The organism is Mesorhizobium sp. B2-3-2, assembly GCF_006442295.1.
Taxonomy (GTDB): domain Bacteria; phylum Pseudomonadota; class Alphaproteobacteria; order Rhizobiales; family Rhizobiaceae; genus Mesorhizobium.
Genome location: NZ_VFWA01000012.1, coordinates 152490 through 165773, shown reverse-complemented (window position 1 = coordinate 165773; position 13284 = coordinate 152490). Strand labels below are relative to the sequence as shown.

Here is a 13284-nt window from a genome sequence, read left to right as displayed (position 1 = left end):
GGCGCCGGACCCTTCGCGCTTCACTTTGACAGCGACACCAGCACCGCGACCCGGGTCGAACTCGGTACCCGGCTCGACCATGCGATCGCGCTCGAGGACGGCGCCAGACTGACGCTGAGCGGCCGCGCCGCGTGGGCGATCAATGGCGGCACCGACCGTAATTTCGGCGCCGGCTTCCAGGCTCTTCCCGCCAGCAGCTTCACCATCGACGGCGCCAAACCCGACCGCAACGCCCTGCTCGTCGACGCCGGCGCCCAGTACACCTCTCCCTCCGGCGTCTTTGCCGCGGCCGCCTTCCAGGGCGAGTTCTCCGGCAACGTGAAGAGCTATTCCGGCAAGCTGAAGCTCGGCATCACCTGGTGAACGATGATGCCCATGGCCCTCACGAACTCGCAGCCGAGATGCGGTCGAATTGCTGGTCCGGGTGGATCGTCTTGAGGGCAAGGAATCGAATTTAAGATTCTCCAATTCGCTGGAGTTTCGGGAGCAAGGCAGATGGGTGGAAAAGTCAATGTAAAAAGGCGGGCCCGCTGGTGGCTGGCCTGAGCAGGGGAACTTGCGTGTCGACGCCGGGTTCGCAAAGCAGCGTAGTCGAGCATTGTCTGGTGGAGATCGGTCTCCACATTGCTAGCGTCGAGGGACAGCGCTGGCGCGGGTAACAACCCCGGTGTCCCCGGCGGCCCCAGCAAAAAACCTCTCTCCAGGGCAGAGATGCAGTGCTCCAGCCGCTGAAGCCGCGACCTGTGCGCCTGAATTTGAAAACCGATCTCGGAAGGCCTTCGCGGCTTCGCCACATCTGCGGTGGCGATCAACGCCCGTTCAAGTTCGGCAATCTGTTCCCTGAGCTTTCGAGCGTCGTCGATCCGCTGTTTCCGAATCCACCCCCGACCCCGCAGTCCACCAGATGTTCTTGCTGTCCCCTGCCCAGCGTCCGACAGGGATGCTGGTTTGGTGGTGGCGGTCATGCACTTCTCGTCGTTGGATTGTTGTGGCAGCCCGCACGCTAGGCGCGGTTCATCGGACCAACCCAACAAAGTTATTCCGCCACGTGGGCGCAGGCAATCCTTGAGCGAGCGTTGCTTGTTGCAGTGGCTGGTCATGGACGTCGCGTCATTCAAATGAGCCTAGGTCCAATCGCGCTTGCTTAATAAAGTCCTTATATTCGAGGTTGCTTATATTAAGTTCTTTAAATCCAAACCGATGAAATTAATTACTTTATTAGTTGACTGATGTGTGATGTTCTTTGTTGAATTGATTCAAGCGCAGATTCGGCTGCCTTGAAGTGCCGCGCCAGCCTTTGGATGAGAGGGCTGCATTGTGGCGGAGGAGCGGGCGGTTCGGGAGAGGGCGATGCTGGGGCACACCAGGCCAGCAACGGGGAGTGACGATTTGGATCAACTCCGGCGCGGCTCGGTTGAGCGCGCTGCGGCTTATTGCTTTCGGTATGCCGAATAATGCAAGAGCCTGTTGTAGATCACTCGTGTTCCGATTTGAGGACGCAAACCGGCTGGCAGTTGGCCGGCCATCTGCGCGTCGCCGTTTCCCGCAAGAGCAAGCTTCATCGCAAGGCTGCCTGCGGCATCAACCTGGATCGCCGGTCGGGTGGCTGGTTCCGTTCCAGACTGTCACATGGAACTCGAATGCAGGCGCCATAATCGTGCCGTCAGGCGCGAGCCCGCCAGTTTGGCGCCGGGGGGACTAAATGAACGAGACGCTTGGCAATTCGACGCCGCTGCGACTGAGGCTCGGATCAAAGTCCGAGGCGAGCGATGGGCGATCTCGCTTGCTGCGCGGCGGCCGCATGACGAAGTGGAAGGGCGAGGCGGCGAGCTATGCCTCGCATGTTGGCGAGTTGGCCCGGTCGTCGGTCCGAGCCTTGCGGGCGGCGCTTCTGCCTGTTGCACTGATGTTCGGGCTGGGTACAGGAGGGGCAGGGGCCGCCGACCTATACTGGGACGCGAACAACAGCGGCATCGGAATTGGTGGAACAGGAACATGGGACACGAGCACGTCCTCCTGGAACACGACCGGCAACGATGTAGCCGGCCCATTCACGACCTGGAACAGTGCCACCCCGGATAACGCTATTTTCCAGGGCACAGCTGGCACGGTCACGCTCGGCGCACCAATAACCGCGGGCAGCCTTACTTTCAACGTCAACGGTTACAACATTACCGGCAGCACATTGACGCTCGGTGGCGCCACGCCGACAATCACCGCAGCCGGCAGCGCTACCATCAATTCGGTCATCGCCGGCTCGGCGGGCCTGACGAAGGCGGGTGCGGGCACGTTGACCCTGTCTGGCGTCAACACTTTCTCGGGCAGTGTAACCGTCAACGCCGGCACCTTGGGCCTGACCGGCACAAACAGTTTCACCGGTGCAGTGAACGTCAATGGCGGGATACTCTTCGTCGGCTCGAACGCGGCGCTTGGCAACGCAACCAACGTCGTAAATATGGCTGCCGGAACGACTTTGAGCGCCAGCGGATCGCTTCTCGGACGGACAGTGAGTCTTTCCGGTCAGGCGAATGTGCAGGGAGCCGGGGCAGGCTCTGCTCATTACACTGGTGTCGGTGGACTTACGATCGCGGCCGTGGGTAGCACCGGTTCGATCAGCATGAGTGACGATACGAATGACTTTGCTGGGCCGGTGAGTTTTGTCGTCAACAACGCCGCAGCGGCGTCTTTCACATCGGTGCGCAATATCGGTCAGGCTAGCGCGTTGGGGGCCGGGGACACTATCAGCCTTCAGGCCAACACAGGAGTGTCCGCCCTCAACTACACCGGGACTGGGAACACGTCGAACCGCAACTGGCAGATCACCACCGGAGGCGGAGCGCCGACCGCCTTCCTCCAGAATGCCGGTACCGGCACGCTGACGCTGACCGGCAATATTTCGGTCACGGGCGGAACCACTGTCGCATTGGGTGCCACCACCGCCGATTTGCAGGCGCTCGGCGTCATCAGCAGCGCGGCCGCCAACACATTCAGGTTCATTGCCAGCGGTTCAGGAGCGATCACGCTCGGCAATGCCAATACGTTTACTGGAGCTGCGTCCATCGAAGGCGGTGTCGTCAGGGCTGGCGTGCTCGCAAATAGCGGCGCGACCAGTTCGCTCGGCGCAGGCACGGCCATCACGATCAGTGGCGGGACTGTTAGCTACACGGGCGCCGGCGCGAGCAGTAATCGCACATTGACCCTGGGCGGCACGAGCGCCATCCGTAACGACGGCACGGGAGCGCTGACTCTGAGCGGCGCCACGTCGCTGACGGGCAACCTGACCCTTGGGGGCACCTTCACTGGCGCCGACAATGCGATGTCCGGCGTTATTTCCGGCAGCGGCAATTTGATCAGCAGCGGCAATGCCACCTGGGCGCTGACCGGGGCGAATACCCGCACTGGCACCGTCACCGTCAATGGAGGCACTTTGCGCGCCGGCAGCGCATCGGCGTTCGGCACGACGACTGGCATCACAACCACAGGGGGCACGCTGGATCTCAACGGGTTCAACATGTCGACGACGTCGATTGCCGGCACGGGCGGCACGTTGGCGCTCGGTAGCGCGAATCTTGCGCTCAATCTCGGTACAGGCGTCAGCAATACTTATGGCGGGAGCATTACAGGCGCCGGTGGAAGCCTGACCAAGCTCGGCGCTGGCACTCTGACGCTCACCGGCACCAGTACCTACACTGGCACGACGACCCTTGGGGGCGGCACTCTGGCGCTCGACTTCTCGCCCGCCGGCGGGCCGACCAGCGGCATCATCTCCGCTTCATCCGCCCTGGTCATGAACGGCGGTACGCTGACCGTGAAAGGTGCAGTTGGCGAGACCAACGTCCAAAGCTTTGGTGGCCTGACCATCACGACGGGCAACAACACCGTCAGCGCCACTTCCGGCTCTGGCGGCACCACCACGATCAATCTCGGCACGATCAGCCGCACCGGGGGCCTTGCCAACTTCGTGTTGCCGACGACAGGCGCGATCACGACCAGCAATTCGAACGGCGCTTTGGGCGGCTGGGCCACCGTCAACGGCACCGACTACGCCAAGGTTCAGGGCGGCAACATCGTTGCCTTCACCACGGCCGATTACGTCAACAAGGACAATGCCTCGACCTGGCTCGCCAACGAGATCATCAGCGATGCCGGTGGCGCCGCCAACACGCCCTATTTTGGCACGGTGGGCAGCACCGTACAGATCGGCGGCCTGCAATTCACCGCAGCGGGGAACTCCACAGTCAACGTCGCCATTGGTCAGACGCTCGGTGTCGACGGCACCATCATCGTCGCTCCCTCCGTGGGAGCAGCCAACCAGACCATCACCGGCGGTTCGATGACCGGCACGCTGGGTGGCGGTGTGCTCGGCGTCCAGCAGAACGGTACCGGCACTTTCACCATCGCCTCGACGATCGTCGACAACACGGGCGCCATCGGCTTCACCAAGGCCGGCACGGGCAAGGTGGTGCTGTCCGGCGGCAACACCTACACCGGCGCCACCACAGTGGCGCAAGGCACGCTCTCCATCAATTCGGTCGCCGATGCGGGGCAGGCCAGCGCTATCGGCGCAGCATCGACCAATGCGTCCAACCTGGCGATCCAGGGCGCAATCCTGGAATATACCGGCGGAACTGCGTCCACCGATCGCGGCTTCACCATCGCCCGCTCCGGGGCCATCACCTCGGACACGATCTCCGTCACCAATGCCGCCGCCAGCCTGACCTTTTCGGGGCAGGTGGTCAGCCCGGACGGCGCCAACTTCATCAAGGATGGGGCGGGCACGCTGACGCTTTCCGGCAGCAACAACAGCTATACCGGCAACACCATGGTCAATGGCGGTACGCTCGCCGTCACCACGCTCGCCAATGGCGGCGTCAACAGCTCCATTGGTGCCTCCAGCAATGCGTCCTCGAGCCTCGTCCTGCAGAACGGCGGTAAGCTGGACTACCTCGGCGCCATCGCGACAAGCAACCGCGGCTTCACGCTCGCTTCGGCAGGCGGCATCGGCGTGAGCAATGCCGCCACGACCCTGACGCTGGGCGGCGTCGCGACCGGGCCAGGCAGTCTGACCAAGACAGGTCCTGGCACGCTGGTGCTGTCGGGCACCAACGATTATTCCGGCGGCACGACGGTAAGCACGGGCATCTTGCGGGCGGGCTCTACCAGCGCCTTCGGCACAGGGGCGATGACCGTTGCTGGCGGAGCGACTCTCGATCTTGCCAACAACAGCAACTCTGTCGGGGCGCTCGGCGGCTCAGGCAACGTGACCCTCGGTACAGCAAGGCTCACGATCAACGGCAGCGGCACGTTCAGTGGCGTGATCAGTGGTGCTGCTGCCGGCGGAGTTACCCTTGGCTCCGGCGCGCAGACATTCAGTGGTTGCGGCAACACCTACGCTGGTTCCACGATCCTGCAGGGCAACAGCACCCTGAATGTCGGCTGCCTGGCCAATGGGGGCCAGCTGAGCGACATCGGTGCCTCCAGCAGCGCTTCGACCAATCTTGTTTTCAACCAGGGCGCCCTGAACTATACCGGCGGCAACGTAACAACCGACCGCGGCTTCCAGCTGCTGGCCAATATCGGCGCCATCGGCGTGGCGAATGCAGCGACGACGTTGACATTCACAGGCCAGGCAACTGGTGGGGGCATCTTGCGGAAAGATGGTCCCGGCACGCTCGTGCTCTCCGGCAACAATACCTACACTGGCGGCACTATCGTAAGCACCGGCACGTTGCGGGCCGGCTCGACAACCGCCTTTGGTACCGGCGGCACGACAGTAAATGCAGGCGCGACGCTGGACCTGAACGATCTGAGCAACACGATGGCTGGCCTGACCGGAGCCGGCAACGTTACCTTGGGAACGGCCACACTGACGATCAATGGCGGTGGTGGACTCTCTTTCAGCGGCGCAATCAGCGGCACCGGCAACTTTGTCAAGACTGCCGCCGGTGGGCAGGGGCTTGCCGGCTGCAACAACAGCTATGGGGGCACTACGACCATCAGTGGCGGCTCGCTGGTGGTGGATTGCCTCGTCAATGGTGGCGTCAACAGCTCGATCGGCGCGTCGAGCGCAGCCGCCAGCAATCTCGTGTTCAATGGCGGCACATTGGGCTATGTCGGTACCGGTGGCAGCACGAACCGTCAGTTCACCCTCGATACCGCTGGCGGTGGCCTCGACGCCTCGGGCACTGGCGCGATCAACTTCACCAGCACGGCGGCGATCACCCTTCTGGGTACGGACACCGCTCGCACCCTGACCTTGGGTGGCACCAACACCGGCAACAACAGCCTCGCGGCGCAAATCACGGACAACGGCACTGGCAAGACGGCGCTCACCAAGACCGGCACCGGTACCTGGGTTCTGACCAATGCCAGCAGCACCTATACCGGCGTTACCACAATCAGCGGTGGGGTGCTCGCCGTCGACAAGCTCGCCGATGGCGGCCAGGCAAGCTCTATCGGCATGTCGGCCAAGGATGCGTCCAACCTTGTGATCGGCAGCGGCTCGACGCTGCGCTACACAGGCACCGGCGACACCACCGACCGCCTGTTCACGCTCTCGACCGGCACCAGCTTCATCGAATCCTCGGGTTCGGGTGCAATCGTCTTCAGCAATACGGGCTCGGCCGCTTATACCGGCTCTGGCAATCGCACACTGGCGCTTGGCGGCACCAATACCGGCCTCAACACCATGGGCGGCACCATTGTCGACGGGCCCGGTGGTACCACGACGCTGGCCAAGAACGACAGCGGCACCTGGGCGTTGACGGGCAACAACACCTTCACCGGCAACACCGTTGTCAACAACGGAAACCTGATGATCGGCAATGGCGGCACCACCGGTAACGCCGGCGCCGGCAACGTCATCGTCGCCAATGCAACTTCCACGCTCTCCTTCAATCGAAGCGACCCCTTCAATTTCACGGGAACGCTGAGCGGCCTTGGCAATATCGCGCAGATCGGCACCGGCACCACGGTGCTGACCTCGGCCGGCAACACCATCGGCGGCACCACCAACGTTAACGCCGGCACGCTGCAGGTGAACGGTGGGCTGACGAGCACCGGAGGTATCACGGTTAACGCTGGCACACTGCAGAGCAACGGAGGGGGCGCTGCCATAACCACGCCGACGATCGCGATGAACGCCGGCTCGAAGCTCATTGTCGGCGGTGGAACTATCCAGGCAGCCGGTGGCACCCAGACGTTGTTCGCCGGCGGAACCGGCGGAGCCACGATCAACATCACTGGCGGCACGCTGCTCGGCAACGGTACGCTGGGCGCAGGCGGGAACACTGTCAATCTCACCGCCGGTTCGCTCAACACCGGCGCAGCCGCATTGAACCTCGGCAGCGGCAGCGACACTTTGCTGTTGAGCGGTTTCGCGACGATCGCAGGAGTCGGGGTGGACGGCGGTGCCGGCACCGATTCACTTCAGGTGAGCACCACACTTAACCGTACGCTCGACGGCGCCCAGATTGCCGGTTTCGAGAGCCTGGACAAGCAAGGCACCGCCACCCTCACACTGACGGGCAATCACAGCTACAGCGCAGGCACGACAGTAACGCAGGGAACGCTCCAGATCGGCAATGGCGCGACGGCAGGTTCTCTCACCACGCCAACAGTGGTCAACAACGGCACGCTCGCCTTCAATCTGAACAGCGCCTACAGCTTTGCCGGCGCAATCTCCGGCACCGGCGCTGTGAACAAGCTCGGCACCGGCACCACCACTTTGACCGGTACCAACAGCTACACCGGGGCGACCAACGTCAATGCCGGCACGCTCCTCGTCAACGGCAATCAGGCTGGTGCCACCGGGCAGACCAGTGTCGCCAGCGGCGCGACGCTGGGCGGCACCGGCACGATCGGCGGCAGCGTCACGGTCGCCGATGGCGGCACGCTCAGCCCCGGTGACGCTGGCAGCGTGCCCGGCGCGCTGACGATCAACGGCAATCTCGCGCTTGGCAATTCCAACCTCAACGTCGATTTCGGCCAAGCGAACATCCCCGGCGGCGCGTTCAACGACCTGATCGATATCGGCGGCAACCTGACGCTCGACGGCACGCTCAACGTGACGCAGAGCCCCGGCGGCACGTTCGGCCCCGGCGTTTACCGCATCTTCAACTATGGAGGTTCGCTCGCCGACAACGGGCTCAACGTCTCGGACCCGAACTATTTCGTGCAGACGGCGGTGGACAAGCAAGTCAATCTCGTCAACTCGACTGGGTTGACCTTGAGCTATTGGGACGGCGAACTGGGTCCGCATTCGAACGGTGCTGTCAACGGCGGCGACGGCACCTGGCGCGCCACGGGCGACCAGAACTGGACGGACGCGACCGGCCTCTTCGCGGCGCCGTTCGCCAATGCCAGCTTCGCGATTTTCCAGGGCGCTGCCGGCATGGTGACGGTCGACAACACTGGCGGCCAGGTCCAGGCCACGGGCATGCAGTTCGCCACTGACAGCTATGCGGTGCAAGGCAATTCCATCGTGCTGGTCGACGATCCCGCGCAGGCAGGTCTCCAGTCGATCATCCGCGTCGGCGACGGCACGGCGGCAGGCGCGGCCTATGTCGCCACCATCGCTTCCGATCTGACGGGCAGCAGCCAATTGGTGAAGACCGATCTCGGCACGCTGGTGCTGGCGGGGACCAACAGCTACAGCGGCGGCACGGCGATCAATGGCGGGACGCTCCAAGTCTCCGCCGATGCCAATCTCGGCGCCGCGGCCGGTGGCCTCTCGCTCGACAGCGGCACGCTCAACACCACAGCTAGCTTCGCTTCGGCACGCGGCGTCACGATCGGCGCCGGCGGCGGCGCTTTCGACACGGACAATCTGACGAATCTGACGCTGACCGGCACGGTCGGCGGCGCCGGCGCGCTGACCAAGGAAGGCGCCGGCACGCTCATCCTGGCCGGCACCAACAGCTACCAGGGCGGTACTTTCATCAATGACGGGACGGTCCAGATCACGGCCGATGCCAATCTGGGCAACGCGACCGGCAAGATCACCTTCGATGGCGGCGCGCTCTACCAGCAGGGCGCGGCCAGCATCGTGACGGGCCGCAACGCGACGCTTCAGGCGGGCGGCGGAACGTTCCAGGCCGACAGCGCCCTGCAGTGGGAAGGAACTGTTGATGGCGCAGGCGCGCTCACCAAGGCCGGCACAGGCGCCCTGTTCCTCGGCGCCGACAACAGCTATGCTGGTGGGACGACTATTGCGGGCGGCATCCTGTTGCTGGGCACGGGCGGCACGACGGGTTCCATCCTGGGTGACGTTGTCGACAACGGCACGCTCAGCTTCAACCGCTCCGACCTCTATACGTTCAACGGCACGATCTCCGGCAACGGCGGCGTGACCCAGGACGGCACCGGCAACACCGTGCTCACGGCCAACAACAGCTATGCCGGCACCACGCTGATTGTCGGCGGCGGCGGGCTCTACATCAATGGCGACCAGAGCGCTGCTACCGGATTGACCAACGTCAATTTCGGCACGCTTGGCGGCAATGGCACTAGCGGCGGCGATGTCTTCGTCGACGCCGGGGGCAGGCTGGCTCCCGGCGGCATCGGCGCTACCCCCGGCACGCTCACCATCATGGGCGGCCTCGACCTGGCGGATGGTTCGAACCTCGACTACTCGTTCGGCCAGGCGGGCGTGGTCGGCGGCGCCTATAACGACCTTACCGTCGTGCACGGCGATCTGACGCTCGACGGCACGATCAATGTGACGGAGGCGCCGGGTGGCAATTTCGGGCCGGGCATCTACCAGGTCATCAGCTATGACGGCACGCTGACCGACAACGTGCTGGACACGACATCGCCGAGCCACGTGGTGCAGACCTCGGTCGCGGGCCAGGTCAACCTCGTCGATATCAGCGGGCAGACGCTCAATTTCTGGGACGGCAACGCCGGGCCGAAGAGCAATGATGTCGTGAACGGCGGAGACGGCACCTGGCGGGCCGCCGGAGACGACAACTGGACCGGTTCCGACGGCAACCTGAATGCCGCGTTCTCCAATGGCAGCTTTGCCATCTTTGCCGGGACCTCAGGCCTGGTCACCGTCGACAACACCAATGGCCAGGTCCAGGCGGCAGGCATGCAGTTCGCCACCAGCGGCTATGTGGTCCAGGGGCAGGCGATCCAGTTGGTCGGTCCGCAGTCGACCATCCGCGTCGGCGATGGAACCCTTGCCGGCGCTGCTTACATAACAGGCCTCTACGCGAACCTCACCGGCGCGGCTCAATTGGTGAAGACCGACCTTGGCACGCTGGTGCTTGACGGAGCCAACAGCTACAGCGGTGGCACGGCCATCAATGGCGGCACGCTGCAGGTTGCGGCCGACGCCAATCTGGGCGACGCGGCCGGCGGCTTGAGCCTGGCCGACGGCACGACCTTGAGGACCACCGCGGCCTTCACCTCCGCGCGGAGTGCCACCCTGGCCTCGGGTACGGGCACATTCCAGACCGATGCGAACCTCACTCTGTCGGGCCCGATCACGGGTGCCGGCGGCCTTACCAAGACTGGGGCCGGAGCGCTCTCGCTCACCGGCACCAACAGCTATGCCGGGCCGACCACGGTGACAGCCGGCGGGCTCTATGTCGATGGCGACAACGGCGCGGCCACCGGTGCGGTTTCGGCCGCAAGCGGCGCGACAATCGGCGGCAAGGGCAGCATCGGCGGCGACGTCACCGTCGCCGACGGCGCGACGCTCTCGCCCGGCTCGGCCGATGGCGCTCCAGGCACGCTGGCGATCGGCGGCAACCTCAACCTCTCCAGCGGCTCGACCCTCAACTATGCCTTCGGCGAGGCGGGTGTCGCCGGCGGGGCACTCAACGACCTGACCACGGTCGGCGGCAATCTCGCGCTCGACGGCACGCTTAATGTCAGCGTCAGCGCCGGCGGCACGTTCGGGCCGGGCGTCTACCGCGTCTTCAGCTATGATGGCACGCTGACCAACAACGGCCTCGTGGTCGGGGCGATCCCGTCATCGGGCTATTCGATCCAGACCTCGATCGATCACCAGGTGAACCTGGTCAACACGCAAGGGCTCACCTTCAACTATTGGGACGGCAGTGCCGGCCCGAAGAACAATGGCGCGGTCAATGGCGGCGACGGCGTCTGGCAGGCCTCGGCCGGCAACGACAACTGGACCAACGAGACCGGCACGATCAACGCACCGTTCGCCGACTCCTCCTTCGCGATCTTTGCCGGCCAGGCGGGCACGGTGACGGCGGACGGCAGCCTGGGCCAGGTGACTGCCTCCGGCATGCAGTTCATGACCAACGGCTATGTCATCCAGGGCGACGGGATCGAGCTCATCGGCCCGTCCAGCAGCATCGTCGTCGGTGACGGCACGGCGGCGGGCGCGGGGATGACCGCGACGATCGCCTCCGCTCTTTCCGGTGACGCGCAACTGGTAAAGTCGGACCTGGGCACTTTGGTGCTGACCGGCACCAACAGCTACACGGGCGGCACCGCAATCAATGGCGGCACGCTGCAGGTCTCGGCCGACGCCAATCTGGGGGACGCGGCGAGCGCGCTCGACTTCAACGGCGGCACACTGCACACAACTGCAAGCTTCGCCACCTCGCGAGCGGTGAGTTTGACCGGTTCGGGGACCGTCGCGACGGACGCCGCCACAAGCCTGACCTTCGATGGCGGCCTCACCGGCGCTGGTTCCTTGACCAAGGCTGGGGCGGGAACGCTTCTTCTGAACGGCGCCAGCGCCTATGCAGGCCCGACCTCGGTTCAGCAGGGCACGCTGGCAGCGGGCGCGGCGAGTGTGCTGAGTTCGGCCTCGGCCTTCACGGTCGCTTCCGGCGCGACGCTTGATCTCGGCGGCTTCAACCAGGCCGTCGCTTCGCTCGGCAATGCCGGCTCGGTGCGGTTGGGCACGGCGCCGGGAACGACGCTAACTGTCAATGGCGACTACACCGGCAATGGCGGAACCATCTTCCTCAATGCCGCACTCGACGGCGATGCTTCGACGACGGACAAGCTTGTGGTGAATGGCAACACATCGGGCACCGGGATTCTTGCCGTCGCCAATGTCGGAGGGACAGGGGCCCAGACCGCCGAGGGCATCAAGATCGTCGATGTCGGCGGCACGTCGGCCGGCACCTTCACGCTTGCCGGCGACTATGTCTTCCAGGGCGATCAGGCGGTGGTCGGTGGCGCCTATGCCTACCGGCTTTACCAGAACGGCGTCAGCACGCCCGTCGACGGAGACTGGTATCTGCGCTCGGCGTTGACCACCCCGACCGGTCCACAGGGACCGCTCTATTCGCCGGCCGTGCCGATCTATGAAGCCTATCCCGGCGTGCTGCAAAGCCTGAACGAAGTTGGCACGCTGCAGCAGCGCGTCGGCAACCGCTCCTGGACAGGTGCCGCCCAGGGCGCCGACGAGATCGGCAGCGTGCCGACGCAAAGCGCGATCTGGGCCCGCATCGAGGGGGCGCATGCAAAGCAGAGCCCTCAGAGCGCCACGACCGTATCGGACTATGACGTGACGACATGGAAGCTGGAGACGGGAGTCGACGGGCTGATCTACGAGGACGCCACCGGCATTTTGCTCGGCGGCCTCACCTTCCATTACGGGACAGCCTCTTCCGACATCTCGTCGATCTACGGCGTCGGCTCCATCCAGGCCACCGGCTATGGCTTCGGCGGCACGCTGACCTGGTATGGCGACAATGGCTTCTACACCGACGGCCAGGCTCAGGTGACCTGGTATGACAGCGATCTCAAGTCGGCCACGCTGGGCAGCGAGCTTGCCAAGGGCAACAACGGCTTTGGCTATGCGCTGAGCGTAGAGGCCGGCCAGAAGATCGCCCTGCAAGGCAGATGGACGCTGACGCCGCAGGCGCAGCTTTCCTATTCGTCGGTGCGCTTCGACGGTTTCACCGATCCATTCGACGCGTCGGTGTCGCTGAGCCGCAGCGAGGCCTTGATCGGCCGCGCCGGACTGTCGCTCGACTTTGAGGACGCCTGGACCGGCGCCCAGGGCAAGGCAAGCCGCTCGCATCTCTACGGCATCGCCAATCTTTACTACGATTTCCTCGACGGCAACGATGTCGATGTCTCGGGCACGGCGCTGCACGAGCACGACCAGCCGCTGTGGGGCGGCCTCGGTCTCGGCGGATCGCTCTCCTGGGACGACGATCGCTACGCCGTCTCCGGCGAGGCCTTCGCGAAGTCGAGTCTGAAAGACTTCAGCGACAGCAACTCAATCGGCGCCAAGCTCGGCTTCAGCCTGAAGTGGTAGCCGAGGTTCGGCATGCCGTCATGTGA

At 64.4% G+C, this 13284-nt stretch carries 2 protein-coding genes; both read left to right on the top strand.

The window, feature by feature from the left end; all coding sequences use genetic code 11:
* The coding region (locus tag FJ964_RS23685) for an autotransporter outer membrane beta-barrel domain-containing protein (protein ID WP_140552628.1) at window positions 1-363 on the top strand (363 nt) is incomplete at its 5' end.
* A gap of 1339 nt (window positions 364-1702) precedes the next feature.
* Complete coding sequence (locus FJ964_RS23680) at window positions 1703-13258, top strand: autotransporter-associated beta strand repeat-containing protein (RefSeq protein WP_140552627.1); 11556 nt, start codon at window positions 1703-1705, stop codon at window positions 13256-13258.
* The last annotated feature ends 26 nt before the right edge of the window (window positions 13259-13284 follow it).

Coding starts and splice junctions, on each gene's coding strand:
- FJ964_RS23680 (WP_140552627.1), top strand. CDS start 1,703: ATGAACGAGACGCTTGGCAATTCGACGCCGCTGCGACTGAGGCTCGGA.